The sequence below is a fragment of the Rhodanobacter sp. UC4437_H4 genome, from assembly GCF_052978425.1.
Window position 1 is genome coordinate 1,720,550 of the sequence record NZ_CM129673.1, and the last position, 24,903, is coordinate 1,745,452.

Below are 24,903 nucleotides of genomic sequence, written 5' to 3' on the forward strand. Positions count from 1 at the left end.
GACTGAACGAATCCGGAGAACCGCCTCCATGCAGATCACCTTTCTCGGCGCCGCCCGCGAGGTCACCGGCTCATGCTTCCTGGTGGAGACCGCAACGACGAGCTTCCTGGTCGACTGCGGCATGTTCCAGGGCGGACGCGAAGCCGCCCGGCGCAACCAGCAAGCGTTCGGGTTCGAACCGTCGACGATCGATTTCGTCCTGCTGACGCACGCGCATATCGACCACAGCGGCCTGCTGCCGAAACTGACGCGCGCCGGCTTCCGCGGCACGATCCATGCCACCGCCGCCACCGCCGACCTGCTGCAGGTGATGTTGCCGGACAGCGCCCACATCCAGGAAATGGAGGCGCTGCGCGCGCAGCGTGGCGCCCGCGGCGCGCGCGACGCGCAGGCCATCGTCGCACCGCTGTACACCCTGCGCGACGCCGACGCCTGCCTGCGCCAAGTGCAGCCCCACGGCTACGGGCGCGAGTTGCGGCCACACGCGGATGTCCGCTGCCGCTTCCGCGATGCCGGCCACATCCTGGGTTCGGCGATCCTCGAGGTCTGGATCAGCGAAGGCGAGCGGACCACCAAGCTGGTGTTCAGCGGCGACCTCGGGCAACCCGGCCGGGCGATCCTGCGCGACCCGACGCCGATCGCCGAAGCGGATCTGCTGTTCGTCGAATCGACCTACGGCGACCGCCTGCACAAGGAACTTGCCGCCACCCAGGACGAGCTGGTCGGGGTGGTCGAGCGCACCCTTGCCCGCGGCAACGTGATCGTGCCGGCCTTCGCGGTGGGCCGCACCCAGGAGGTGCTCTACCACCTGCACCGGCTGAGCCGGGACGGAAGGTTGCGCGACCTGCGCATCTTCGTCGACTCGCCGATGGCCGCCGAGGCCACCCGGATCACCCGGCGACACCTGGACCTGTTCGACGAGAACGCCACCCGCCTCGCCCACTGGCACGCGCTCGGCAAGGATCTGCCCTATCTCGACTTCACCGCCAGCGTGGAGGAATCCATCGCGCTCAACCATATCCGCTCCGGCGCCATCATCATCTCCGCCAGTGGCATGTGCACCGCCGGCCGCATCAAGCACCACCTGCGGCACAACCTCGGGCGGGCCGAATGCAGCGTGCTGATCACCGGCTTCCAGGCCCAGGGCACGCTGGGCCGGCGGCTGGTAGACGGCGCCAGCCAGGTGCGGATCTTCGGCGAGGACATCCCGGTGCGCGCCTCGGTCCATACCGTCGGCGGCTTGTCCGCGCATGCCGACCGGCACGCGCTGCTGGCCTGGGCCGCCGGCTTCGCGCGGGCGCCGGCGCAGACCTTCGTGGTGCATGGCGAGGAGACGGCGGCGCAGGCGCTGGCCAGCGGGCTGCGTGTGCGCCCCGGCTGGAACGTGACCGTCCCTGCGGCGGGCCAGCAGGTGCACTGGCACGGCAGCGGAGTCCCGGCATGAACGGCAGCGACGAGAGCAAGCGGCGGCAAGAGGCGATCGTGCACGGCGAGGCCTACCGGCTGGCGCAGGAAGACGTCGCGTTCCTCGCCAGCGACGAGCTGCGCGGCGTGCGCCTGCAACTGGAACTGCTCAAGCCGGAAATCGCGCTGCACGGACACGCCATCCGTTCCACTGTCGTGGTCCTCGGCAGCTCACGCACCTGTTCGCCCGAGCAGGCCCAGGCCGACGTGGTGCGGCTCGCGGCCCACGCGCAGGCCCATCCGGACGAGCCGGAGCTGGCGCGCGAACTCGCCGCCGCCCGCCGCCGGCTGGCCGGCGCCCGCTACTACGAGGAAGCGCGCCGCTTCGCGGAAATCGTCTCGTGCCGTTTCCAGTGCGAGGGTCGCCGCGATTTCGTGGTGGTGACCGGCGGCGGGCCGGGCATCATGGAAGCGGCCAACCGCGGCGCCTGCGAGGCGGGCGCCCGCTCGATCGGACTCAACATCACGCTGCCGCACGAACAGCGGCCCAACAGCTGGATCACCCCGGAGCTGGCCTTCCGCTTCCATTATTTCGCCGTGCGCAAGATGCACTTCATGCTTCGCGCGAAGGCGCTCGTCGCTTTTCCCGGCGGCTTCGGCACGCTGGACGAATTGTTCGAAGTGCTGACCCTGGTGCAAACCGGCAAGATGCCGCGTCTGCCGATCGTGCTGGTCGGCGGCGCCTTCTGGCGCCGCGCCTGCGACCTCGAGTTCCTGGTCGAACAGGGCATGCTCGACCCCCACGACACCGAACTGCTCAGCGTGGTGGAAAACGCCGAACAGGCCGTGGCTGCCATCCATGCGTTCTACGGCGGCGAACCGCCGGCCTGAGCGCGGCCAGCGCGACCGGCGCCATGCCGATGCCCAACATCCAACCCCCGAAGGAGACCGCCCATGCCTTTCACGCCACGCACCACGATGCCCCATGCCGCCGCCGTCGCCCTGCTGGCGCTGCTGGCCGGCAGTCTGCCGCCGCCGGCCAGTGCGGCCGATACGCCGAAGCAGGCCACGCCGCTGGCGCTGACCACGATCATGCAGGACTTGGGCAAGGACATGCAGGGCGTCACCGACGGCATCGCGCGCGAGGACTGGCCGGCGGTGGCGCAACGGGCCGCGCGCATCGCCGACCATCCGCAACCGCCGCTGGCGGAGAAGCTGCGCATCCTCGCCTTCATGGGCAAGGACGCCGGCCACTTCCGCGACTACGACCGCCAGGCCCACGACGCCGCGCAGCAGCTGGCACAGGCCGCACAACGGCAGGACGGCTCTGCGACGATCGCGGCGTTCGCCAACGTGCAGGGCGCCTGCCTGGGCTGCCACCGGCAATTCCGCCAGCCGTTCCGCGAGCACTTCCACGGTCAACGCTGAGCGGCCCGCACGGGCCCTGTCCACCGCCATGCCGGCGACGCTGCTGGCCGGTTGCCCGGCCGGACCGGCCGCAGGCCGCCGACGACGCAGCAAACAGACGTCCATACGGCCGAACTCGTTACGCTGTCGACCGTGGTTGCCGCCGGCGGCACCGGGCGACCGAGCGCAGGACAACAACGGCGACGGGTCCGCGCTTCAGCCGGCCCGTCGCAGCACGCCGGCGAGACGGGTACCCGGCGCCACCGTGTTGAACACGGTGCCGTATTTGCGCACGTTGTCGTGCAGCAGAGCCAGCCGCTGCTCGCTCTCGTCGCTGTCCACCAGGATCTCGTAGTCGATCGATTCCAGCCGTGGCGGCACGTCCTGGCGCACGCCGTGCACGCGCACCTCGACCCCGCGCCACTGGAACTTCAGTATCGGCGTGACCCGCTCGATGCTCTTGATCATGCAGGCCGACAAGGCGGCCAGCAGCAGTTCGGCCGGGTTGAACGCATCGAGGCGACCGGACAGAGCCGTGTCCAGCGACAGTTCGGCGCTCTTGCAGCGGGCGACGCTGCCGTGGGCATCGAGGCGATGGGCAATGACGTGGAAGCTCAGCTTGCCAGCGGGTTCGGTCATGGGAGTTCTCCGGAATGAGACGGCCGATGGATCAAACGTAGCCGGGCGCATGCGCCGCGTCGGTTGCCACGCGCGGCAGGCTGAAACTGACTTGCGCGCCGCCCAGCGCGGAGCGGCCGAAGGCCAGCTCGCCGTGGTGCAGGCGGGCGATCGCCCAGGCGATCGACAGCCCCAGGCCGCTGCCCTCGCCGATGCTGCCTTCGGGGCGGTGGAAACGCTCGCCCAGTCGTGCCACGGCGGCGTCCGCGAAGCCGCCGCCGTTGTCGTTCACCTCCAGCGTCACCTGTTCGTCGCGTCCGCCGACACGCACGTTCACCTGGCCGTGCTCGGGCACGTGGCGCAGCGCGTTGTCCAGCAGGTTCTGCACCAGGATGTCGAGCAGGCTGCGGCTGCCCAGCACGAAATCGTTGCCGTCGTGGTCCAGCGACAGCTCGATGGAACGTGCCGCCGCGCGCTCGCTGGCGTCGCGCAAGGCCGCTTCGGCCACGCTCGCCAGGCGCAGCGGGCCGGCGTCGGCCAGCTCGGCCAGCTTCTCGACCCGCGCCAGCATCAGCAGCTGGGCCACCAGTCGCTGCATGCGGTCCAGCGCCTCCTGCGCGCGCTGCAGGTGCTGCGCGCGCGCGGGCACATCGTCGCCGCGCCCGGCCAGGTCCAGTTCCAGCCGCAGCGCTGCCAGCGGGTGGCGCAATTCGTGCGCGGCGTCGGCGGTGAAGCGGCGCTCGTGTTCCAGGCTGCGCCGCAGGCGATCGACCAGCTTGTCGATCGCCTCGGTGAACGGCGCCAGTTCGACCGGCACCCGCGCGTCGGTGAGCGAGGCGGCGGCCGGATCGGCGCCGGCGGAAAGGCCGCGCGCCAGCCGGCGCAGCGGTTTCAGCCCGCTGCGCAAACCGGCGAACACGATCGGCGGCACCAGCACCAGCAGCGCGAGCAAGGCCAGCAGCGCCGGCGCCAGCAGCTTGCGCAGCAGCTCGTCGCGCTCGTCCAGCGGCGCGCCGACCTGGACCCAGTACCGATGCTGCGCATCCCAGCGCTGGAACACCCGCCAGCGTCGGTCGTCGTGCACGACCGAATGGAAATGCGCGTCGCCCGGATCGAAACGCAGCAGCGGCAGCTCGGCGCTCTCGACCAGCAGTTCGCCGCGCGCATCGCGCAGCACGATGGCCGGGCGCTGGGCGGTGTCGTCCGAGTCGAGCAGCGGCTTGTCCGGCAGACGCACCGCGCCGCCGCGGGCGATGTCGTCGGGCATCACCGCAAACACGCTGGCGGCGGTGCGCACCAGCATCTGGTCGAAGATTTCGTCGACCTCGTGCAGGCTGCGCCAGCCCAGCCAGCCGACGGCGGCGCACCACACCAGCACGATGCCGGCCAGCAGCCGCAGCACCAGCCGCCGGTTGAGCGAGGGGCGGATCACGCGGCGACCCCGCCGGGCGGGTTGATGGCATAGCCGATGCCGCGCAGGGTGCGAATCCAGCCCGGTCCCAGCTTGTGGCGCAGGTGATGGATGTGCACTTCCACCGCGTTGCTGGCCACTTCGCGGTCCCAGCCGTACAGCGCGTCTTCCAGTTGCTCGCGGGAATACGCCCGCCCGGGATGGCGCACCAGCATTTCCAGCAACGCGTACTCGCGGGCGGTCAGCTCCAGCGGCGCGTCGGCAAGCGTGGCGCTGCGCGCGGCCGGGGTGACTTCCAGCGCGCCCACGCGGATCGCCGGCTCGACCTGGCCGTCGGCCCGCCGCAGCAAGGCGCGCAGGCGGGCGGCCAGTTCGTCCAGATGCACCGGCTTGACCACGTAATCGTCGGCGCCGGCATCCAGCCCGGCGACGCGGTCGGCCAGTTCGTCGCGCGCGGTCAGCAGCAGCACCGGGGTGGCGTCCTGGCGGCGGCGCATGTCGGCGATGATCGCCGGGCCGCTGCTGCGCGGCAGGTTCCAGTCGAGTATCGCGGCGGCATACGCGGTGTCGCTCAGGGCGGCAGCCGCCTGGGTGCCGTCGGTGATCCAGTCCACCACATGGCCGAGCTGGCGCAGGCCGTCGGCCAGCGCCTGCCCCAGTGCCCGGTCGTCTTCGGCTAGCAGGATGCGCATGGCCTCATTCTTGTCGCGCGCTGGGTCCGCTCATTTGACTTGCGGCAACTGGCGCCGTCTTTTCGTCGGCTGCGGCATCCTGCCCCAGCGCGCGCTTGCGGCCGTGGATCATCGCGGCGACCAGGTTTTCGCCGTAATGCACGCTCTCGCCCAGCGCGGCCAGCACGTGCAGCACGACCAGCCCCAGCACGCCCCAGGCCAGCGCCTCGTGCAGCTCCTCCAGCCACGGCGTGCCGAAGAAGGCATCCGTCGTCTGCAGCCAGCCGGTGACGCCGACCAGCAGAACGCCGGCCAGCAGCGCCAGGATCATCACCGCGGCTGCCGGGTTGTGTCCCAGCTGCCGCCGCGAGCGACCGGCCAGGCGTTCGCGCAGGTAATCACGCACGCGACGCGGGCCGCGCACCCAGTCGCTGAAGCGCGCGTGCCGCGTGCCGACCCAACCCCACACGAAACGCACGGCGAGCAGGACCAGCACGGCGTAGCCGATCCCGCGGTGGACCAGCTCGCCGTCCTCGGTGAAAAAGTTGGCGAGGAACAAGCCCGCCAGCGACCAGTGAAACACCCGTACCAGCGGGTCCCAGACCTTGACCGTGGCATGCATGGACTTGTCCTCGCTCGAGTCAGGTGATGATCAACCGCCCTTCTTCTTGACGATGCGGCCGTCGGTGGGGTCGAAGTAGATCTCCACGTTCCTGCCCGCCTTGTCCTTGCCGTAGATCTCGTAGCAGTTGCCCGAGACCTGGAACACTTTGATGGTGTAGCCCTGGTCGAGCACCTTCTGCTTCATGGCCGCTTCGGTCAGCCACTGCGCGCGCGGCGCGGTGGTGCACTGGGGCGCGGCGAAGGCGGACGCCGACAGCACGGCGGCGGCGAGGAACAACGGGGCGATGACGATGCGCTTCATGGTGTGTCTCCGGTATCGGCAGGATTGCCTTGGGGAGCATTGCAACCGGGAAGGCTTACGTGGGTCTTAAGGACCCAAGGCGGCGCGCGGGTAGGTTCCTGCGCGCGACGCCGGCGGCAGCGCGAGGGCCACCACACGGTCGCGTCCCCCGCGTTTGGCATCGTAGAGCGCGGAGTCGGCGCGCCGGATCAGATCCTCCGCGGCGTCGCCAGCGACCGCCTGCGCCACGCCGATGCTGACCGTCACCTTGCGATGCGGCCACGCGAAATCGCGGAACGCGTCGAGCAGGCGCGCCGCCACGTCGCTGGCTCCGTCCACGTCGGCACCCGGCAACAGCAGCACGAACTCCTCGCCGCCGTAGCGCGCGGCCATGTCCGCCGGGCGCAGCGCCGCGCGCAGCAGGTGGCCGGTGATGCGCAGCACCTGGTCGCCGGCCAGGTGGCCGAAGTCGTCGTTGAAGGTCTTGAAGCGGTCCAGATCGAGCATCAGCAGCGAGAACGTCGTGTCGTGCTCGCGCTGCCCGCGCAGCAGGCCGGCCAGCGCCTCGTCGAGCGCGCGCCGGTTGGGCAGCCCGGTGAGGATGTCGGTGCCGGCATCGTTGCGCAACGCGATGCTTTCGCGGCGCTGGCGTTCCAGCTTGTCGAACAGGGTGGCCACCCACCACACCAGGCCGGCCACGGCACCGCCGCTGAACAGCGCCACGAACACGAAGGCCAGCGCTTCGGGCAGGCCCAGCCAGGACTGCAGCAACTCGAACACGAACGCGAACACCGCCGGCAGCAGCAAGGCCGGCAGCAGCAGCCGCCGCGCCAGGGCGCCGCCCAGCGTGTCGGCGGTGGCCACGCGGGTCAGCCCGAGCGTGGGCGAGGCGCACAGCCAGCCGAGCGTCGCCAGCAGCAGCAACAAAGTGGAGTGCAGCGGCATGCGCCCGAACGGCGTGGCGCCCTTGCCGGCCAGCGCAATGCCATAGGAGGCCAGCCCGCTCATCGCGATGACCAACGCGACCAGGGCCAGCGCGTCGCGCAGGCGCGGCCAGCGTTGCGCCGGCAGCAGGCCCAGCGCACCGAGCAGCACGAAGCCCGCCGCAACCGGTTCGGCCATGCGCCCGGAGTCGCGAGCCGACAGCTCGCCAAGCAGGCGATCGATACGCAAGTCGACCAGCCACAGATACTCCGCCAGAGTCGCCGCGCCGAGCGCCAGCACGCCCAACGACAGCCAGCGGCCCATGCCGGACCACGACGGCACCGGATGGTGGCTGAGCAGCAGCGAGCCTCCGCACAACACGAATCCGACCGCCGCAGTCGCGCTCATCGCCGGCTGTCCCGGCCACATCGTGGTCAGCAGCGGACGCTGCGACCACCAGCCGGCCAGCACGATCAGCGCGGCCCCGCAGACCAGCAGCGCAGATGCACGCGAGAAGCTCAGGAACCCCCGTACGACAGCGAGATCGTGATGGAACGGCACGGTGAACATCGTCACCCCCATACTCCGGCGAGCCTTCCGCAAGCTCGGCAGTACGCCGGCACCGGACCGACCATGGCATAGTCGGCAGGCACCCGATTTGACGACGATCAATCCGACGACTGGCCTGGCCTGCCAGAGTCTGCGCCAGCCGCCCGCACCGTCGAGGAAATCATGCTCATTTACAGCTGCCACGGTGCCGCCAAGCAGGTCACCGGCTCCTGCCACCTGGTCACCTGCAACGACCGCCGCGTGCTGATCGACTGCGGCATGTTCCAAGGCAGCGAGGAGGTCGAACGGGCCAATGCCGAACCGTTCGGCTTCGACCCGGCCGGCATCGACGTGCTGCTGCTCACCCACGCCCACCTCGACCACTGCGGGCGCATCCCGCTGCTGGTGCGCCAGGGCTTTCGCGGCCGCATCCTCGCCACCGCCGCCACCCGCGAACTGGCACGGGTGGTGATGCTCGATTCGGCGGGCATCCAGGAAGAGGACGCCCGCCGCGCCCAGCGCAACAACCGCCGCGGCGAAGAAGTGGCGCCGCCGCTGTACACGCTGGACGACGCGCTGCACGCGCTGGATTTCTTCGGTCCGGATGTCGGCTACGGTGACACCGTGCCCGTCGTCGAGGGCGTCAGCGCGCGCTTCCTCGACGCCGGCCACATCCTCGGCTCGGCCTCGATCCTGCTCGAACTGGACGACGGCAGGCAGCAGCGCCGCATGCTGTTCTCCGGCGACCTCGGCAACCCGGGCCGCCCGCTGCTGCGCGACCCGACGCCTGCGCCGCCGGCCGACTACGTGGTGATGGAGTGCACCTACGGCGACCGCCCGCACCGCTCGGTGCCCGATTCAGTGGACGAGATGTACCGTGCCATCCGCGACACGGTGAACCGGCGCGGCAACGTGGTGATCCCCACCTTTGCGCTGGAGCGCACCCAGGAAATCCTCTACTACCTGCACCGCGGCATCCGCGACGGCGAGATCCCGCGGCACGTGCGGGTGTTCCTCGATTCGCCGATGGCGATCTCCGCCACCGAGATTTTCCGCCGCCACCCGGAATGCTTCGACGACGGCTTCCTGGACGAACTGCGGCACGGCGATCCGTTCGCCATGCCCGGCCTGCATTTCACCCGCGAGACGGCCGAGTCGATGGCGATCAACAACGTCGACGGCGGCGCGATCATCCTGGCCGGCTCGGGCATGTGCAACGGCGGCCGCGTGCGCCACCACCTCAAGCACAACCTGTGGCGCGAGCGCAGCAGCGTGGTGTTCGTCGGCTACGCCGCGGAGGGCACGCTGGCGCGGCGGATCATCGACGGCGCCGCCAGCGTGCGCGTGTTCAACGAGGAGATCCCGGTGCGCGCGCAGGTGTGGACGATCAACGGCTTCTCCGCCCACGCCGACCAGCCCACCCTGCTGGACTGGCTGGGCGAAGCGCCGCGGCGCAAGGTGTTCCTGGTGCATGGCGAATACGGCCGCGGCATGCACGCGATGCAGGACGCGCTGGGCGCGCGCGGCATCGTCTGCCAACTGCCCGGGCCGCACGAGCCGATCAAGATCGACTGAGTTCCGCAGACCGCCGGCATGGATGTGCGACGCCACGACATGCCGCGCAGTTGACGCTGGTCAAAGAGACGCCGGCTGTATCCGCACAGACTGTATCCGCCGCCTGTCGATCCGAGGGGAAGGCGGCCGTCCCGACGGCTTCGAGGGCAAATCATGATGAAGCGGATCCATCTCCCGCGCCTCCCTGCGCGCCATGACCTCCGTGCCATGGTGCATGTTCCAGCGCCCGGCCATGACGTCGTGCGCGCGCAGCCGATCCGATCCGCGTGGCGCGCCGTGCCGTGGCTGCTGCTGGGTGCGTGGCTGGCCATCCTGCCGACGCGGAATGCCTCGGCGATGCCGGAGTTCGCGCGTCGCTACAACTTGAGTTGCGCCGCCTGTCACTCCGCCTTCCCTCGCCTCAACAAGTTCGGCGAGGTCTTCGCCAAGAACAACATGCGCCTGCCGAACTGGATGGAAACCGCCGCCCAGCTCGGCGATGACCGGCTCGCCCTGCCCGACCACGTGCCGCTGGCCATCCGCGCCCAGGCCTACGTGCAGGGCCGCCAAGGCAAGGCGATCGACCCGATCAGCGGCGCCCGCCAGTCCGCGGCGACGGACTTCCAGTCACCGTACCTGCTCAAGCTGCTGTCCAGCGCGCCACTGAGCAAGAACATCACCTACTACTTCTACGCGATCATGGCGGAGAAGGGCGGCAACGGCGAGGTCGTGGTGGAGGACGCCTGGTTCCGCCACGCCGACATCCTCGGCAGCGGTATCGGCATGATGCTCGGCCAGTTCTCGCTGTCCGACTCGATGTTCCCGCGCGAGATCCGCCTGCCGTTCCAGGACTACATGGTCTACCGCATGGCTGGCATCACTTACGATCGCGGCGTGCTGTTCGACCGTGACGTCGGGCCGTTCGGCATCGACCTCGGCTTCACCAACGGCAACGGCATCACCGACAACTTCAAGATCAACGGCGCCGGCTATTCGCGGCCGGATCGGATGTTCGACAACGACAGCTCCAAAACCACCTTCGCCCACATCGGTACCGACATCGGCCCGGTGGCCGTGGGCGTCTTCGGCGCCGTGGGCAAGCAGCACGGCGCCGCCGGCCCGGCCGGCATGGACACGAGCCAGCGCAACACCGACAAACGCATCGTCGGCCTCGACGCGTCCGGCGACACCGGTGCCGATATCCACTGGTACGCGCAGTACCTGTGGAACAGCTGGGACGGTTTTCTCGATGCCGATCCCACACGCAACTATCGCTGGAGCGGCGGCTTCGCCGGCGTGGACTGGATTCCCAATGACCGCTGGGCGTTCTCGGCACTGTACAACCGCGCCAGCGCCGGCGACCTCGCGCGCACCAACACCATCTACGAAGGCATCGACATCAACAGCCTGAGCCTGACCGCGTCGTACTACTTCATGCGCAACGTCAAGGGCATCATCGAGCTCAACGTCGATTTCAAGAACAAGACCCAGCCGACCGGCCCCTACTTCACCGGCCACTTGAGCCGCGAAAACTACATCCTCTTCGGCTTCGACACCGCGTTCTGACATGCACGCCCACGGCCACCCGATACGATCACGCGCACACGCCGGCGCGGCCGTGCTGCTGTTTGCCGCCAGTGCCGGCGTGCACGCGCAGGCGCTGCAGGTCGGCACGCTGCGCATCGAGTCGACACCCTCGGCGGCCGAGGTCGAACTGATCGGCGGCATTGCCGGCACCACGCCGCTGACCGTCAGCGAGCGCGACATCTACCCGAACAACTACCCGGATGCGCGCGCCGCGCTCTACGGCACGGTCACGCTGCGCCACGCCGGCTGCGAACCGCTGCAGCACCGCGTGACACTGGGCGATCTCAAGCAGGATCTGCACCTGCGCCTGGATTGCGTCGCCGCAAGAACGGCGCCGGTGCCGCGCCCGGCACCGACTTCGGCACCAACGGCGGCGCAGCCCCCCGCGTCGCCGCAAACCTTGCCGCAACGACGCCTGCGTCAGCTGCAAGTGCTGCAGGAGTTGCTGGACGAAGGGCTGATCAGCCCGGCGGAAGAACAGCGCGTGCGTCGACGCATCCTGCAGTCCGGCAGCGGCACGGAGCCAGGCGACTGAGTAGCGCTCCCGTGATTTTCGATTCCCGATTCCAGCCACTGCGGCATGCAAACGCCGCTTCGCTTGACCTGGATCAAAGGCGGCGCCTGCCGCCCTTCCTATAGTCGGCACGACTGACGCGGAGTCCTCGGGGGAGGAACGCGCGGTGTACGAGATTTCCCGGCAAGGCTCGAACCGACCGTGGGGGAGAATCGCATGTCGCAGCGGATTTCGGATCTGACGCTTTCGGTGCTGGCCTGCGTGGCGGCGTTCTGGCTGTCCTGGCCATTCTGGCGCGACTTCGAGTACTGGCCCGAATCGCAGCTCGCCTGGTGGATCTACTTCGCCGTCGGCTTCGTGCTGGCGGTGTACGTGTTCTACGTGTTCATCGGCAGCCTGCGCATCCTGTTCCTGCATGACACCCAGGCCACGCCGCCTTCCGTCGACGACAAGGGAGGCCGGCCATGAGCTGCGGATCAGGCGACAGCAGTTGCGAAAAGCCACGGCGCCGCGGCGCGCTGGTTTTGCTGGGCATCATGGCGCTGGTCTTCATCGCCTTGTCGGTGTTCTCCTTCCTGCCTTCGCGCGGCCAGGCGGTTCCCGACACGGTAACGTTCGGGTCGTACCAGGCCAACGACGGCAAACGCGTGTTCCAGGCCTACAACTGCATGGGCTGCCACACCATGGTCGGCAACGGCGCCTACCTGGGGCCGGACCTCACCGAGGTGTACAAGCATGCCGGGCCGGCATGGCTGGCGGCGTTCCTGCCGTCGGCCGGCGGCTGGCCGACCGAGGCAGCGGTGCGTGCGCAGCTGCTCGATCCGAACCAGGTTGCCGATACCGGTACCGACGCCATCGACGCCTACCTGCAGAAATATCCCGGCGCGGCGACGCGCATCGAGCGGCGCGGTGGCGGTACCACGCTGATGCCGAACCTGCCGCTGAGCAAGGACGAGATCGGCCAGCTGATCGCCTACCTCAAGTACACCTCGGCGATGAATACCGAGGGCTGGCCACCGAAGGTCGAAGCCGGCGCACTGGACCACCGCCTGCAGTTGGCGCACGGCACCGTCGCACTGGCGCAGGCCGCGCCCGCCGCGGCGGCCACGCCGGCAGCGGCCAGCGACCCCGCCGCGCTCGGCGCGCAACTGGTCAAGGACTACGGCTGCGTGGCCTGCCATGCCAGCGACGACAAGAAGCTGGTGGGCCCGGGCTGGGGTGGCTTGCATGGGTCCAGCGTCAGCCTGGCCGACGGCAGCAAGGTCACCGCCGACGATGCCTACCTGGCCGAGTCGATCCGCCAGCCGGACGCGAAGATCGTGGCGGGCTACCCGCCGGGCGTCATGCCGGCCTACGACAGTTTGCTCAAGAGCGATGAAGTCGACGCCATCGTGGCCTACCTCCACACGCTGGAGAAGCAGTGATGCAGATCGAATACCAAACCCAACGACTGAGCCTGCGCTTCTTCATGCTGATGCTGGTGCTGTTCGTGGTGCAGGTCATCTACGGCATGATCCTGGCCGCGCAGCATGTCGACCCGACCATCCTGCAGGGCTGGCTCAACTTCAACGTCGCCCGCGCCGAGCACCTGAACCTCGGCATCATGTGGATCGTCTGCGGCTTCATCGGCGCGATCCTGTTCGTCGGGCCGCTGCTGGCCAAGCGCGAGATGGTGGCGCCGTGGCTGATCAAGTTCCTGTTCTACGCGGTCATCGGCATCGTGATCTGGAACTTCTTCACCCAGTTCCTGGCCGAGCGCGGCATCGCCGGCTGGTGGCTGGGGCAACCGTGGCTGCAGCAGGGGTTGGAGTATCTCGAGGCCGGGCGCATCGCCGGGCTGCTGATCCTGGTCGGCTTCCTGATCCTGGCCTTCGTGGTGCTGCGCACGTTCCCGCGCGTGCGTGAATGGAACGAGGTGCACTGGGGCCTGGGCCTGGGCGTCGGCGCGCTGGCGGTGGTGTGGGTGTTCGGCCTGTTCTACGTGGCGCGGCTGGACCTGCAGGAATACTTCCGCTGGTTCGTGGTGCACTACTGGGTGGAAGGCGTGTGGGAGGTGATCCACATCAGCCTGATCGGCTACTTCCTGGTGCTGATGTTCAAGGCCGACGTGAAGTCGGTGGGCTTCGCGGTGTTCTGGGGCATCGCGCTGGTGTGGCTGTCCGGGCTGATCGGCAACGCGCACCACTACTTCTGGATCGGCACGCCGGAGTTCTGGCAGTTCTGGGGCTCGCTGTTCAGCGCGCTGGAGCCGCTGCCGCTGGTGTTCTGCTTCTGGCACATCTACCTGGACGCGCACACCAACAAGCGCCCGCTGGAGAACGCGCCGGCGTTCTACTTCCTGCTCGGCTCGACCGTGCTGGAGCTGGTCGGCGCGGGCATCCTCGGCTTCGTGATGACCTTCGCGCTGACCAACGTGTGGTCGCACGGCACCTGGGTCACCGCCGGGCACGCGCACCTGGCGCTGTTCGGCACCTTCGGCATGCTCGGCATCGCCGCGGCGTATTACGCCACGCCGATCCTGCGCAAGGTGACGAACTTCGACCAGCGCTTGGGCAAGCTCGGTTTCTGGCTGGTGTTCATCGGCGTGCTGGGCATGGGTTTCGCCTTCGCCATCGGTGGCACGGTGCAGGTGTATGTCTACCGCATCCTGGGGCTGGACTGGTTCGGCGGCGACGTCAACCGTGCGATGACCACCTACAAGGTCATGCTGCCGCTGTTCGGCCTGGTGCTGACCACCGGCGCCGGGGTGCTCGCCTACGACCTGTTCACCCTGGGCCGGCGCGTGCGCACGCAGGTCGCCATCGACGCCGAGTCCGTCGCACGCCCGGCCACCGGTTGGCGGCGGCCACTGACCGGCTTCGAAGCGGGCATCTGGCTGATGCTGATGTGGCTGTTCGGCACGATCATCACGCTCGGCCTGCTCAGCTTCAACCTGCCGCACGTGCGCGTGGCGGGCGACCCCACCCTGCCCTACGTGCTGGCCGGCGTAGGCTACCCGGGGCTGCTGCTGGTGACCCTGCTGTTCGTGTGGCGCTTCCTCGCCTCGCTGGAAGCGCGGGCCAGCGCACCGGCGATGTCGCCGCTACTGCGGGTACTGCCGGCGCAGGGCTGAGCGCTGACACCGGAAACGGTGGCAAGGAGCAATGGGGAAGGCCGTCGGGGGAGACCCCGCGGCCTTTTCCCTTGGTCCCGGTCACCGCCTTCCGCCGCACGTTCACCGGCGCCATCGCACCGACAGCGGTGGCGGTGGCGACCTAGCGCATCGCGAAAAACTCCCGGTGGAAATGCCGCTCCACCGGAAATCCCTGCCCGGCCAGATCGCGCTTCAATGCGTCGCCGAAGCCTGTCGGCCCGCAGAACCAGATGCTCGCCTCGCGCCATTCGGGCACGGCGGCCCGTATGCGCTCGCCCGTCAGGTAGCCGTCGCGCGCGTCGATCAGCACGTGCAGCCGCACGTTGGCGGAGCGGGCGTCACCCGCCAGCCGGTCGAGTGCTTCCTCATCGACATCCGCGGTGCTGTGGAAGAGATCGATCTTCTGGCCTTCGGGCCAATCCCGATCCTCTTTCTGCCACGCCATGTGCTTCATGCGCCCGATGAAAGGGGTGATGCCGATGCCGCCGCCGACCCAGATCTGGCGCGGGCGGCCGTCGTCGAACGTGAAACACCCATACGGACCCTCGACCTTCACGGCCTGCTCCACGCGCAGCCTCTCGTGCAGGCGATGCGTATGGTCGCCCAGATCCTTGACCACGAAGGTGATCCTGGGGATTTCCTTCCGCCAGCCGGAGGCAATGGTGTAGGGGTGCGCGCCATCGGCGGGGTCCGCGGTGACGAAGGCGAACTGGCCCGGCTTGTGGCCCGGCCACCCCTGCACCTCGGTTTCGATTTCGAGCGCATCCACCCCGTCGAAATGGTGCAACAAGGTGATCCTCCCCTCCACCTGCGAGCGCGTGCCCACCCGGCGCAACAGCACCACGATGGCCGCCCAGCTGCCGCAGGCGAGCAACACCGCAGTCAGCCAGCCGAGCGGCGTCGCCCAGTAGCCGAACTTCAACAGCACGACTGCATGGAAGACCAGGGCAAGCCAGCCGCCGGCAAGCAGGCGATGCGTCCGGTAGAACCAGTGATACGGAAAACGCCGGATCAGGGCCAGCACGATCAGCACGACGACGACGTAGAAAACCCATTCGCCCACGCTCTCCGCGGCGCCGCGCTGGCTCGACAGCAGGGACGCCACCGGGTTGTCGGGCTTGCCCCGCATGCCACGCGCCGGGCGTTCCAGCCAGCCCCAACCCACCGCCCATTTCGGCGCCTGCGCCCACAGCCAATGGATGATGGCAACGACCAGCGCGGCGATGCCGAGCCATTTGTGCATGCGGTACATCTTGTCGAGGCCGCCCAGCCACTGCTCGGGCCATCGCGGCCGCAGCGCCAGGACCATCGCCAGGCTCATGCACCCGATCGCCACGAAACCCGTCAGTTGCACCATCGCGTCGCGCAGGCCGAAGAAGGTGCCCGAGCGGAACATGGTGGGCTCGACGACGAGCCACGGCAGGACCAGGAAGGCGAGCGTCCCCCAGAATGCACGCTTGAGGTTACGCATGTGGCCCCTTGCAGCCGTCGCGATGCAGGAGTACTTCGCAGGCCGCCGACGCTCGCCGCGTGCCGTGTCCGCCGCCGGGGCCGGCGGCGTCGGCGCATGGCCTCACGAGGCCTGTCCGCCCCGTCCTGGCAGCATGCGTCGCAAGGTGTCGTCGCGATTCACGTAGTGGTGCACCAGCGCGGCCACCGCATGCAGGCCGACCAGGTAGTAGCCGATCGTGCCGATCGTTTCGTGGATCTCCTTCAGCGAATCGGCAAGCGCCTTGTCCGCACCCACCAGCGCCGGCAGCTGCAGTCCGAAGAACGGGATCGGCTTGCCCGAAGCGCTGAGGGTGAGCCAGCCGAGCAGCGGCATCGCGATCAGGAAGGCGTACAGCGCCAGGTGCATCAGCGCGGCCAGGCGCTCCTGCCACACCGGCGGTGCCGGCCGGATCGGCGGGATCGGGCCCGACACCAGGCGGATCGCCAGCCGCACGAAGACCAGCGCGAGCACGCACAGGCCCAGCATGAAATGCCAGGTCTTCAGCCCCTCGCGCAGGTCGCTGCCGCGCGGGTAGAGCTCGCGCAGTTCGATGCATGCGTACACGGCAACCAGCAACAGCAGCATCAGCCAATGCATGCCGATCGACAGCGAGCCGTAACGGTCGGTGGTGTTCTTCCAGTTCATGGCGATCTCCGCAGGTTGTTTCGGCGGCCTCGATCTGGCCGATGCCCGCAGCCTGCGATGAACGGCGTCAGCGTGGTTTGATCCCGGTCAAATGCGCACGAAAAGCGCCACGGCAGCGGCCGATTGCCGCATGCCCGCGCGCCTGTCCAAATTGACCGCGGTCAACTCGGACCCGCACGACCCGGCGTAGAACTGATTCGGCAAGGCTGCGCCGAGTGGCCGTCCATCCGGCACGAATGAGCATCACCTTGCACCACCGGGAGCCACCCATGTCCGAGATCCGTTCCGACGACCACCACACCGCTTCCGCCACGCCGTTCGGCGCCATCGAAGGCACCCACTGGATCGAGACCCTGAACGACGGCAGCCCGGTGCTGATCCGCCCGCTGCGCCCGGAGGATCGCCAACGCGAAACGGCTTTCATCAAGCGCCTGTCGGAGCAGGCTTGCCGCTTCCGCTTTCTGGGCAAATTGAAGGAAGCCAGCCCGGCCCTGCTCGACCAGCTGATGGACGTCGACCAGCGCAGCCGCATGGCCTTCGTCGCGCTCGCCCACGACAACGGCGAACTGCGCATGGTCGGCGTCAGCCGCTACGGCGCCAGCGGCGACGAGAAGCAGTGCGAATGCGCGGTGACGGTGGCCGACGACTGGCGCCAGCGCGGCCTCGCCGTGCTGTTGATGCGGCGCCTGATCGACATTGCGCGCAAGAACGGCTTCCGCACCATGCTCTCGATCGATGCCGCCGAGAACGAACCGATGCGCGAACTGGCCGGCTACCTCGGCTTCCAGCGCCGGCTCGACCCGGACGACGGCACGCAGGTGATCCACACCCTGGATCTTTGAACGACGCCGAACCCGGGCCGCATCGCCATGACAAGCACCGAACAAATACCGCGCACGACGCGCCCGGGCGACATCCTCGCGCTGGTGACCGCGACCGAGCCGTGGAGCCCGGCTGCCGTCGCCGCCATCGCCATCGCCTTGCGCTGGGAGGCCAACCTGACCGGATGCTTCATCGACCCGGCGCTGCGCAAACCCGCCGGCGGCAAAGCCGGCAGCGAGCCCACCGTGCTCGGCCTGCTGCTCGAACCGCGCATCGAATCCGCCGACGAGCACGCCGCCTTCGCAGCCTTTGCACGCCAGTCCGGCTTGCGCAACGCCGACTGGGTCATCGCCCGGACCGACATCGCGTCGACCTTGCGCCGGCTCGGCGCACGGCACGACCTGGCGGTGATCGAACGCGACATGGTGCACGCATCGGGCCTGCTCGACATTCTCGGTGAAGCGATCCTGTCCTGCGGCGTGCCGTGCCTGGTCCTGCCTCCGCAGTGGCGGCGGGAGATCCGCTTCAAACGCATCGTGATCGGCTGCAACGGCAGCACCGAGGCGATCCGCGCAATCCACGCCGCGCTGCCGTTCCTCAAGGTGGCGAAACAGGTGACCCTGGTCGACGGCGACCCGGGCAACGGCGACGATGCGTATCCGCGCTTCGACCCGTTCGTCTACCTGCTGCGTCACGGCATCACGCCCCGGCCCAGCTACGTCCGCGCCTCCTCGGCGATGGCCGGGGAAATCCTGCTGCAGGAAGCCGGCAACATCGACGCCGACCTGCTGGTGATGGGTGCCTACGGCCATTCGCGCATGCGTGAACGCGTGTTCGGCGGCGCCACCCGGCGCGTGCTGGAGGAAGCCACCATCCCGGTGCTGATGCAGCACTAGCCGACGTGCCGCCGCAGCGGCGCAGGCGCTATTGGTTGGCGGATGCAGCGGCCCGCCGGCGGCGATGCTCGCTCACGACCGCCAGCACGACCACGGTGACGACACTGCCCAGCAGGGCGAGGAGCATGTCCTGCTGCGCATCCCACGGATCGCCCTGGGTGCCGAGGTAGGCGACGCCCAGGTCGCCGCCGAACCACACCGCCGCAGCCCATTCGAACAGCTCGAACAAGGCGGAGCTGGCGGTGACCATGCTGACTGGCACGATCCAGCGCCACGCGCCCGGCGACACCGTGCGCGCAGCGACCAGTTCCACCACCGCCGGCGTCAGCAGCAGGCCGTAGGCGAAATGGATGGCGCGGTCGAAAGGATTGCGCGACAAGCCCAGCGCGTCGTGCAGCGAGAAGCCGGACAGCGCGGCAAACCAGCGATCCCACGGCACTTCGGCATAGGTGTAGTGGGCGCCGATCTCGTGCAGCACGAGGAACACGAACAGCGCCGCGTAGCTGGCATCGGAAAAGCGCAGCCGGCGGAACCCCAGCACCAGCGCCGGCAACGCCAGCATCACCAGCAGGTTCTCCAGCAACCAGTCCTGGCGATAGTGCGGCGCGATGGCAAGCGCCACCGCCACGACCAGGAAGGCGGCCAGCAGCAGCAGTGGAAAACGGGCGTCCTTCGATCCGGGTCGTTCGTTCATTGCTGTGTGCCATCCCTCCGCGTCATGCGTCGTGCCGATGATGCCACGCGCCCGGGCGCCGGCCGCGACAATTCGCGCACGGCGAGCGCTGGACCGCTTGACCTGCATCAAGAGCGATCCGGCAGCCGTCAATGAGCATGCGCGCATCTTTCAGGGAGTCGCGCAATGAGCAGTACTCGAAAACTCTGGCTGGGGTTGGCGGCCTTGCTGATCGCCTCGTTTGGCGTGCTGTTGTGGGTGGGTGACCAGGTGCACCAGTACGCACCGCCACTGCCGCAGGCGGTGGTCACCAGCGGCAACGAGACCCTGTTCACCGGCGACGACATCGAGCTGGGCAAGCAGGTCTGGCAGCGCATCGGCGGCCAGCAGCTGGGTTCGATCTGGGGCCACGGCGCGCTGCTCGCGCCGGACTGGAGCGCCGACTGGCTGCACCGCGAAGGCGTGGCCATGCTGGAATTGCTGGCGCGCGACGAAGGCGCCGGCTCCTACGCCGAACTCGACGCGCCGCAACAGGCCGCACTGCGCTCGCGCGTGCAGCGCGAGCTGCGCACCAACACCTGGGACCCGGCCAAGGGCACCATCTACGTCTCCCCGCTGCGCGCGCAGGCGATGCTGGTGGTCGGCGCGCATTACATGAGCCTGTTCAGCAACGACCCGGCCACCGCCAAGCTGCGCGAAACCTACGCGATGCGCGACAACACCATCGCCGAGCTTGACCAGCGCCGCGCAGTCACCGCGTTCTTCTGGTGGGCCAGCTGGGCCACCGCGGCCGAACGCCCGGGCAGCGCCATCAGCTACACGCAGAACTGGCCGCACGACACGCTGGCCGGCAACACGCCGACCGCGGCCAACTTCATGTGGTCGGTGTTCAGCGTGCTGTTCCTGATCCTCGGCATCGGCCTGCTCGGCTGGCACCACGCGCGCCAGGTGAGCCATGAGCCGCTGCCGCCGATCCCCGCGCGCGATCCGCTCACCGAGTTGAAACCCACGCCGTCGATGAAGGCCACCGCCAAGTATTTCTGGACGGTGATCGGCCTGTTCCTGGTGCAGATCCTGCTCGGCGCCACCACCGCGCACTACCAGGTGGAAGGCCAGCAGGCCTACGGTTTCGCGCTGGCGAATTACCTGCCCTACGCCCTCACCCGCACCTGGCATACCGAACTGGCCGTGCTGTGGATCGCCACCGCGTGGCTGGCCACCGGCCTGTACATCGCGCCGCTGATCTCCGGCCACGAGCCGAAATACCAGCGGCTCGGGGTGAACTTCCTGTGGGTGTGCCTGCTGGTCATCGTGGTCGGCTCGTTTGCCGGCCAGTGGATGGCGGTGATGGACAAGATGGACCTGTCGAAGAACTTCTGGTTCGGCCACCAGGGCTGGGAATACGTCGACCTCGGCCGCTTCTGGCAGATCTTCCTGTTCATCGGCCTGATGCTGTGGCTGTTCCTGGTCGGCCGCGCGCTGTGGCCGGCGATGCGCGGCGGCAGGGAAGGCGCCTCCATCGTGGGCCTGCTGTTTCTCTCCACCGTGGCGATCGGCCTGCTCTACGGCGCCGGCCTGATGTGGGGCGAGCACACCCACATCGCGATGGTCGAGTACTGGCGCTGGTGGGTGGTGCACCTGTGGGTGGAAGGCTTCTTCGAGGTGTTCGCCACCGCGGTGATCAGCTACCTGTTCGTGCGCCTCGGCCTGCTGCGCGTGGGCACGGCGACCACCAGCGTGCTGTTCGCCACCATCGTGTTCATGGCCGGCGGCGTGCTGGGCACGCTGCACCACCTATACTTCAGCGGCACCACCACCGCGGTGATCGCGCTCGGCGCCAGCTTCTCGGCGCTGGAAGTGGTGCCGCTGGCGCTGATCGGGCTGGAAGCCTGGGACACCTGGAAGAAGCAGCACGCCGCGCCGTGGATGGCGCGCTACCGCTGGCCGATCATGTTCTTCGTGGCGGTGAGCTTCTGGAACCTGGTCGGCGCCGGCCTGCTCGGTTTCCTGGTCAACACGCCGATCGCGCTGTACTTCATGCAGGGCCTCAACCTCACCGCCGCGCACGGCCACACCGCGCTGTTCGGCGTCTACGGCATGCTCGGCATGGGCCTGATGCTGTTCTGCCTGCGCGGCATCAAGCCGCAGGCCGAATGGCGCGAGGGCTGGCTGAAGGGTTCGTTCTGGACACTCAACCTCGGCCTGGGCCTGATGGCCGTGCTGACCCTGCTGCCGCTGGGCATCCTGCAACTGAAGGCGGTGCTGGAGCACGGCTACTGGTTCGCCCGCTCGGCCGAGTTCATGGACCGTCCGCTGATCCACCTGCTGGTGTGGATGCGCGTGCCCGGCGACACCGTGTTCGCCATCGGCGCCATGCTGATCGCCGGCTTCGTCGCCTCGCTGTGGCTGTGGCCGAAACGACGGGTCGCCGCCACGCCGCTGCCGGACGCAGCGTCCGAGAGCGCATGACCCACATCAGGGCGCGCCACATGGCGCGCCCTGATGCTTGTCCAAGTCCCGAATCACGAATCCCGGCGCCGAAATGATCGAGTTCTACCCCCAGATCAAGGCCGTCCACATCCTCTGCGTGCTGCTCAGCGGCGGCCTGTTCGCGCTGCGCGGGCTGATGGCACAGACGCGGCTGGCCGGCGTGGCGCAGGGCGCGCCGTTGCGCCTGCTCAGCTACACCATCGACACCGTCTTGCTGACCGCCGCGCTGATGCTGGTATCGATCCTGCCCGGTGCGCTGTTCGCCAACGGCTGGCTCACGGTCAAGCTGATCCTGCTGCTTGCCTACGTTGCGCTGGCCATGCTGGCGATGAAGCGCGTGCATGCGCCGCGCGCCCGAATGATCTTCTACGTGGCTGCATTGGCCACCTATACCTGGATGCTCGGCGTCGCGCGCATGCACCACCCGCTGGGCTGGCTGCACGGATGGCTGGCATGAGCGCGGCCCAGCCGTTCAACCACGACGTCTCGCGCGACCACACGCTGGACGCGTGCTTCCTCGGCCCCTACGGCGAGAACGACACGCTGCTGGAGAAGATGCTGGTGGAGTTCCTGCGCGACCACGTGTACTGGCGGCGCAATTTCCACCCCGAAGATCCGCCGGCGATCGGCACCGGCGCCGCGCACCACCCGGACTACCTCGCCTTCGAATCGCGCATGCGCCGCGAGTTGCACCAGCTCTCCGCCGCGCTGAAGAAGTCGGTGCCGTTCCACAGCCCGCGCTACATCGGGCACATGGCCAGCGACCTGCTGCTGCCGGGGCTGGCCGCGCAGATGCTCACGCTGCCGTACAACCCCAACAACGTCAGCGAGGACGCCGCCCCGGTCACCGTCGACATGGAGGTGCAGGCCGGCCTGCAGCTGGCGCGCATGCTCGGCTACCCGCACGATCCGGCGCAGGACGCCTGCGCGTTCGGCCATCTCACCTCCGGCGGCACCCTGGCCAACTACCAGGCGCTGCGCCTGGCGCTGGCGCTGAAGGCATGCCCGGTGGCGCTGCGCGCGGCGCAGGTGCCGGATCTCGACCTGCCGACGGACGACTGGAGCGCCTTCAACCTCACCCAGGCCGACAGCATCGCCTTGCTGACGGCGTGGCAAGCCTGGCTCGCCGCGCAGACGCCGGTCGAACGTTCGCGCTGGCTGCGGCGCGTCGAGCGCGAGCGCATCGAACAGCGCGGCCTGGTCGGCTTCTTCGCCGCGCATGTGCAGCTGAAGGTCCCGCTGGTGCTGGCGCCGGTCACCGCGCACTACTCGTGGAGCAAGGGGCTGAAGCTGCTCGGCCTCGGCCGCGACCAGCTCGAACTGCTGCCCACCGACGGCATGCGGCTGGACGGCGCCGCCTTGTGCGACACGCTGGAACGCTGCGCGCGCGAACGCCAGAGTGTGCTGATGTGCGTGGCCGTGCTCGGCGGCACCGAGTACGGCACCATCGACCCGATCGACGCCGTGCTGGCCGCACGGCAGGCGTCACGCGGGCGCGGGCTGGACTTCGCCGTGCACGTCGACGCCGCCTGGGGCGGCTACCTGGCCACCGTGTTCCGCCACGAGGACGGCTCGTTGCGCACACGCGATGAGATGGCCGCCGACTACGTGCAGTTCCCCACGCCGGCAGTGCACGCCGCCTTCGCCGCGCTGGGCGATACCGACTCGGCCACCGTCGACCCGCACAAGCTCGGCTACCTGCCCTACGGCTCGGGTGCCTTCGTCTGCCGCGACCACCGCGCGATGGCGCTGCTGGCAGAACGGGCGGATTACGTATTCCACGGCGGCACGCCGAAGGATTACCTGGCGCGTTACCGCAGCCTCGGCCAGTTCATCCCGGAAGGTTCCAAATCCGGCGCCGCGGCGGCCGCGGTGTACGTGACGCACAAGGTGCTGCCGCTGGACCATGCCCACTTCGGCGCCCTGCCGCGTGCCACCGTGCGCGCCGCCGAGACCTTCCACGCGCGTGCGCAGCGCTTCGCGCTGGAGCTGGCCGACGGCGTGCACGCGCTGGTGCCGTTCGCGCCGGACAGCAACCTGGTCTGCCTCGCGCTCAACCCGCGCGGCAACACGTCGGTGGCGACGGCCAACTCCTTCGTGCGCGCGCTGCACGACGAACTGCGCTGCGATCCGCGCCAGCCACTGCAGACCAAGGAGTTCTTCGGCTCGGTGACCAGCCTGCGTGCGGACATGCTCGGCACGGCGCAGACCGCACGCATCTTTGCCGCACTCGGGCTGGACTCGGCCAGCTTCGTCGCCGACGACGACCGCCTGCTGATCCTGCGCCATACGCTGATGAACCCGTTCCTGCTCGACCACGAGAACGGCATCAGCTACATCGACCGCTATTTCGACTTCCTCGCCCGCCGCGTGCGCAGCCTGCTTGCGACGCCGGTCGCGCCGCCGTGAGCGCCGCGCTGCCGCGCGTGGCCGTGCTCGGCTACGGCCGCTTCGGCAAGGCCTTCGCCGAACTGCTGCTGCAGGCCGGCCATCCGGTGCAGGTGTTCGACCCGCATGCGACGGTGCCGGCGGAGCTGGCGGCACCCTCGCTGGTCGCGGCAACTGCCGACGCCAGCTGGATCGTGCTGGCCATGCCGGTGCCGCAGCTGCGCGCCGCGCTGCTGGCATTGCGCCCGTTGCTGCACGCCGGGCAGACCGTGTTTGACGTGGGCAGCGTCAAGCTGCATCCCTGCGCGCTGATGGACGAGCTGCTCGGCATGGACATCCCGCACCTCGGCACGCATCCCCTGTTCGGTCCGATCAGCCTGGCCCGTGGCGACCACCCGCGCCGCGTGGTGCTGTGCCCCGCCGCGGCACACCCGCAAGCTGCCGCGCGCGCCGGCGAACTGTTCCGCGCGCTGGACTGCGAGGTCATCGTGCAGGACCCGGCAAGCCACGACCGCGCCATGGCCGGCACGCACGCGCTGGCGTTCTTCATCGCCAAGGGGCTGATCGGCATGGGCGTGGACGAGGGCATGGCGATGGCGCCGCCGTCGTTCCAGGGCCTGCAGCGCATGCTGGAGGCGGTGCGCGGCGATGCCGGCCACCTGTTCGGCGCGATCCAGCGAGAAAATCCGTACGCCGCCGAAGCGCGCGAAAGCCTGCTGCGCGAACTGGAGCGCATCCACCGGCAGCTGCTGGCAGACGACGATCCCGACACCTTGGCCATCGCTGCGCCACCCGGTTGAGTCGGCGTTGTTCATGAACAA

The 24,903-nt window shown here is 68.9% G+C and carries 24 protein-coding genes; 15 read left to right on the forward strand and 9 right to left on the reverse strand.

Features of this window, described 5'->3' with window-relative positions; genetic code table 11:
* The first annotated feature begins 28 nt into the window (after window positions 1–28).
* The 3 genes from ACVCL3_RS08045 (at window position 29) to ACVCL3_RS08055 (ending at window position 2,832) form a co-directional block, all read left to right on the forward strand.
* A complete protein-coding gene (locus ACVCL3_RS08045) occupies window positions 29–1,444 on the forward strand; it encodes an MBL fold metallo-hydrolase RNA specificity domain-containing protein (RefSeq protein ID WP_447097203.1) in 1,416 nt (471 codons plus the stop codon).
* Window positions 1,441–2,295: an LOG family protein gene (locus ACVCL3_RS08050; RefSeq protein ID WP_447097204.1), complete on the forward strand. Its 855-nt coding sequence runs from the start codon at window positions 1,441–1,443 to the stop codon at window positions 2,293–2,295. The genes ACVCL3_RS08045 and ACVCL3_RS08050 overlap by 4 nt, the downstream gene beginning before the upstream one ends.
* 63 nt (window positions 2,296–2,358) lie before the next feature.
* Window positions 2,359–2,832: a cytochrome c gene (locus tag ACVCL3_RS08055; RefSeq protein WP_447097205.1), complete on the forward strand. Its 474-nt coding sequence runs from the start codon at window positions 2,359–2,361 to the stop codon at window positions 2,830–2,832.
* A gap of 195 nt (window positions 2,833–3,027) precedes the next feature.
* Here ACVCL3_RS08055 and ACVCL3_RS08060 read toward each other — a convergent pair whose 3' ends face one another.
* The 6 genes from ACVCL3_RS08060 to ACVCL3_RS08085 form a co-directional block, all read right to left on the reverse strand.
* The gene (locus ACVCL3_RS08060; protein WP_447097206.1) at window positions 3,028–3,450 is read right to left on the reverse strand and encodes an OsmC family protein; all 423 of its coding nucleotides are present in this window, start codon (window positions 3,448–3,450) and stop codon (window positions 3,028–3,030) included.
* A 31-nt stretch (window positions 3,451–3,481) separates the two neighbouring features.
* On the reverse strand, window positions 3,482–4,861 hold the full coding sequence (locus tag ACVCL3_RS08065; protein WP_447100943.1) for an ATP-binding protein: 1,380 nt from the start codon (window positions 4,859–4,861) through the stop codon (window positions 3,482–3,484).
* On the reverse strand, window positions 4,858–5,532 hold the full coding sequence (locus ACVCL3_RS08070; protein ID WP_447100944.1) for a winged helix-turn-helix domain-containing protein: 675 nt from the start codon (window positions 5,530–5,532) through the stop codon (window positions 4,858–4,860). The genes ACVCL3_RS08065 and ACVCL3_RS08070 overlap by 4 nt, the downstream gene beginning before the upstream one ends.
* A gap of 4 nt (window positions 5,533–5,536) precedes the next feature.
* Window positions 5,537–6,133 carry a cytochrome b/b6 domain-containing protein gene (locus ACVCL3_RS08075; protein WP_447100945.1) on the reverse strand — a complete coding sequence of 199 codons (597 nt, stop codon included), beginning with the start codon at window positions 6,131–6,133 and terminating at the stop codon, window positions 5,537–5,539.
* 30 nt (window positions 6,134–6,163) lie between these two features.
* Complete coding sequence (locus ACVCL3_RS08080; RefSeq protein ID WP_447100946.1) at window positions 6,164–6,436, reverse strand: PepSY domain-containing protein; 273 nt, start codon at window positions 6,434–6,436, stop codon at window positions 6,164–6,166.
* Between the two features lie 66 nt (window positions 6,437–6,502).
* Window positions 6,503–7,921 (reverse strand): diguanylate cyclase, encoded by a 1,419-nt coding sequence (locus ACVCL3_RS08085; protein WP_447100947.1) that lies wholly within the window; start codon window positions 7,919–7,921, stop codon window positions 6,503–6,505.
* Between the two features lie 150 nt (window positions 7,922–8,071).
* On the opposite strand from ACVCL3_RS08085, the gene ACVCL3_RS08090 reads away from it, so the two are divergent.
* The 6 genes from ACVCL3_RS08090 (at window position 8,072) to ACVCL3_RS08115 (ending at window position 14,655) form a co-directional block, all read left to right on the forward strand.
* On the forward strand, window positions 8,072–9,463 hold the full coding sequence (locus ACVCL3_RS08090) for an MBL fold metallo-hydrolase (protein ID WP_447100948.1): 1,392 nt from the start codon (window positions 8,072–8,074) through the stop codon (window positions 9,461–9,463).
* A 207-nt stretch (window positions 9,464–9,670) separates the two neighbouring features.
* Window positions 9,671–11,008: a hypothetical protein gene (locus tag ACVCL3_RS08095; protein ID WP_447100949.1), complete on the forward strand. Its 1,338-nt coding sequence runs from the start codon at window positions 9,671–9,673 to the stop codon at window positions 11,006–11,008.
* Between the two features lie 52 nt (window positions 11,009–11,060).
* Entirely contained in the window at window positions 11,061–11,564 is a 504-nt protein-coding gene (locus tag ACVCL3_RS08100; protein WP_447100950.1) for a hypothetical protein, read from the forward strand.
* Between the two features lie 195 nt (window positions 11,565–11,759).
* A complete protein-coding gene (locus tag ACVCL3_RS08105; protein WP_447100951.1) occupies window positions 11,760–12,011 on the forward strand; it encodes a hypothetical protein in 252 nt (83 codons plus the stop codon).
* Window positions 12,008–12,967 (forward strand): c-type cytochrome, encoded by a 960-nt coding sequence (locus ACVCL3_RS08110; protein ID WP_447100952.1) that lies wholly within the window; start codon window positions 12,008–12,010, stop codon window positions 12,965–12,967. The genes ACVCL3_RS08105 and ACVCL3_RS08110 overlap by 4 nt, the downstream gene beginning before the upstream one ends.
* Window positions 12,967–14,655 (forward strand): cbb3-type cytochrome c oxidase subunit I, encoded by a 1,689-nt coding sequence (locus tag ACVCL3_RS08115; protein ID WP_447100953.1) that lies wholly within the window; start codon window positions 12,967–12,969, stop codon window positions 14,653–14,655. The genes ACVCL3_RS08110 and ACVCL3_RS08115 overlap by 1 nt, the downstream gene beginning before the upstream one ends.
* Before the next feature lie 142 nt (window positions 14,656–14,797).
* On the opposite strand, the gene ACVCL3_RS08120 is transcribed toward ACVCL3_RS08115, so the two are convergent.
* Window positions 14,798–15,985 carry a ferredoxin reductase family protein gene (locus tag ACVCL3_RS08120; RefSeq protein WP_447107251.1) on the reverse strand — a complete coding sequence of 396 codons (1,188 nt, stop codon included), beginning with the start codon at window positions 15,983–15,985 and terminating at the stop codon, window positions 14,798–14,800.
* 264 nt (window positions 15,986–16,249) lie between these two features.
* Entirely contained in the window at window positions 16,250–16,813 is a 564-nt protein-coding gene (locus ACVCL3_RS08125) for a cytochrome b (protein WP_447100955.1), read from the reverse strand.
* Window positions 16,814–17,082: 269 nt separating this feature from the next.
* On the opposite strand from ACVCL3_RS08125, the gene ACVCL3_RS08130 reads away from it, so the two are divergent.
* Both ACVCL3_RS08130 and ACVCL3_RS08135 read left to right on the forward strand, forming a co-directional pair.
* Window positions 17,083–17,655, forward strand: coding sequence for an N-acetyltransferase family protein (locus tag ACVCL3_RS08130; RefSeq protein ID WP_447100956.1), 573 nt, complete (start codon window positions 17,083–17,085; stop codon window positions 17,653–17,655).
* 27 nt (window positions 17,656–17,682) lie between these two features.
* Entirely contained in the window at window positions 17,683–18,531 is an 849-nt protein-coding gene (locus ACVCL3_RS08135; protein WP_447100957.1) for a universal stress protein, read from the forward strand.
* Window positions 18,532–18,559: 28 nt separating this feature from the next.
* Here the strand turns inward: ACVCL3_RS08135 and ACVCL3_RS08140 are convergent, their stop codons facing one another.
* Entirely contained in the window at window positions 18,560–19,225 is a 666-nt protein-coding gene (locus ACVCL3_RS08140) for a DUF2238 domain-containing protein (protein ID WP_447097217.1), read from the reverse strand.
* Between the two features lie 165 nt (window positions 19,226–19,390).
* Between ACVCL3_RS08140 and ACVCL3_RS08145 the strand changes: the two genes are divergently transcribed.
* The 4 genes from ACVCL3_RS08145 to ACVCL3_RS08160 all read left to right on the forward strand — a co-directional run bounded on the left by ACVCL3_RS08145 (window position 19,391) and on the right by ACVCL3_RS08160 (window position 24,882).
* The gene (locus ACVCL3_RS08145) at window positions 19,391–21,673 is read left to right on the forward strand and encodes a nitric-oxide reductase large subunit (protein ID WP_447100958.1); all 2,283 of its coding nucleotides are present in this window, start codon (window positions 19,391–19,393) and stop codon (window positions 21,671–21,673) included.
* A gap of 73 nt (window positions 21,674–21,746) precedes the next feature.
* Window positions 21,747–22,151: a SirB2 family protein gene (locus ACVCL3_RS08150; protein WP_447097219.1), complete on the forward strand. Its 405-nt coding sequence runs from the start codon at window positions 21,747–21,749 to the stop codon at window positions 22,149–22,151.
* Entirely contained in the window at window positions 22,148–24,103 is a 1,956-nt protein-coding gene (locus tag ACVCL3_RS08155; RefSeq protein ID WP_447100959.1) for a pyridoxal phosphate-dependent decarboxylase family protein, read from the forward strand. The genes ACVCL3_RS08150 and ACVCL3_RS08155 overlap by 4 nt, the downstream gene beginning before the upstream one ends.
* The gene (locus ACVCL3_RS08160; RefSeq protein WP_447100960.1) at window positions 24,100–24,882 is read left to right on the forward strand and encodes a prephenate dehydrogenase/arogenate dehydrogenase family protein; all 783 of its coding nucleotides are present in this window, start codon (window positions 24,100–24,102) and stop codon (window positions 24,880–24,882) included. The genes ACVCL3_RS08155 and ACVCL3_RS08160 overlap by 4 nt, the downstream gene beginning before the upstream one ends.
* The last annotated feature ends 21 nt before the right edge of the window (window positions 24,883–24,903 follow it).

Coding starts and splice junctions, on each gene's coding strand:
- ACVCL3_RS08150 (WP_447097219.1), top strand. CDS start 21,747: ATGATCGAGTTCTACCCCCAGATCAAGGCCGTCCACATCCTCTGCGTG.
- ACVCL3_RS08080 (WP_447100946.1), bottom strand. CDS start 6,436: ATGAAGCGCATCGTCATCGCCCCGTTGTTCCTCGCCGCCGCCGTGCTG.
- ACVCL3_RS08115 (WP_447100953.1), top strand. CDS start 12,967: ATGCAGATCGAATACCAAACCCAACGACTGAGCCTGCGCTTCTTCATG.
- ACVCL3_RS08125 (WP_447100955.1), bottom strand. CDS start 16,813: ATGAACTGGAAGAACACCACCGACCGTTACGGCTCGCTGTCGATCGGC.
- ACVCL3_RS08060 (WP_447097206.1), bottom strand. CDS start 3,450: ATGACCGAACCCGCTGGCAAGCTGAGCTTCCACGTCATTGCCCATCGC.
- ACVCL3_RS08155 (WP_447100959.1), top strand. CDS start 22,148: ATGAGCGCGGCCCAGCCGTTCAACCACGACGTCTCGCGCGACCACACG.
- ACVCL3_RS08110 (WP_447100952.1), top strand. CDS start 12,008: ATGAGCTGCGGATCAGGCGACAGCAGTTGCGAAAAGCCACGGCGCCGC.
- ACVCL3_RS08120 (WP_447107251.1), bottom strand. CDS start 15,985: ATGGTCCTGGCGCTGCGGCCGCGATGGCCCGAGCAGTGGCTGGGCGGC.
- ACVCL3_RS08070 (WP_447100944.1), bottom strand. CDS start 5,532: ATGCGCATCCTGCTAGCCGAAGACGACCGGGCACTGGGGCAGGCGCTG.
- ACVCL3_RS08140 (WP_447097217.1), bottom strand. CDS start 19,225: ATGAACGAACGACCCGGATCGAAGGACGCCCGTTTTCCACTGCTGCTG.
- ACVCL3_RS08050 (WP_447097204.1), top strand. CDS start 1,441: ATGAACGGCAGCGACGAGAGCAAGCGGCGGCAAGAGGCGATCGTGCAC.
- ACVCL3_RS08085 (WP_447100947.1), bottom strand. CDS start 7,921: ATGGGGGTGACGATGTTCACCGTGCCGTTCCATCACGATCTCGCTGTC.
- ACVCL3_RS08145 (WP_447100958.1), top strand. CDS start 19,391: ATGAGCAGTACTCGAAAACTCTGGCTGGGGTTGGCGGCCTTGCTGATC.
- ACVCL3_RS08045 (WP_447097203.1), top strand. CDS start 29: ATGCAGATCACCTTTCTCGGCGCCGCCCGCGAGGTCACCGGCTCATGC.
- ACVCL3_RS08105 (WP_447100951.1), top strand. CDS start 11,760: ATGTCGCAGCGGATTTCGGATCTGACGCTTTCGGTGCTGGCCTGCGTG.
- ACVCL3_RS08130 (WP_447100956.1), top strand. CDS start 17,083: ATGTCCGAGATCCGTTCCGACGACCACCACACCGCTTCCGCCACGCCG.
- ACVCL3_RS08135 (WP_447100957.1), top strand. CDS start 17,683: ATGACAAGCACCGAACAAATACCGCGCACGACGCGCCCGGGCGACATC.
- ACVCL3_RS08090 (WP_447100948.1), top strand. CDS start 8,072: ATGCTCATTTACAGCTGCCACGGTGCCGCCAAGCAGGTCACCGGCTCC.
- ACVCL3_RS08055 (WP_447097205.1), top strand. CDS start 2,359: ATGCCTTTCACGCCACGCACCACGATGCCCCATGCCGCCGCCGTCGCC.
- ACVCL3_RS08095 (WP_447100949.1), top strand. CDS start 9,671: ATGGTGCATGTTCCAGCGCCCGGCCATGACGTCGTGCGCGCGCAGCCG.
- ACVCL3_RS08075 (WP_447100945.1), bottom strand. CDS start 6,133: ATGCATGCCACGGTCAAGGTCTGGGACCCGCTGGTACGGGTGTTTCAC.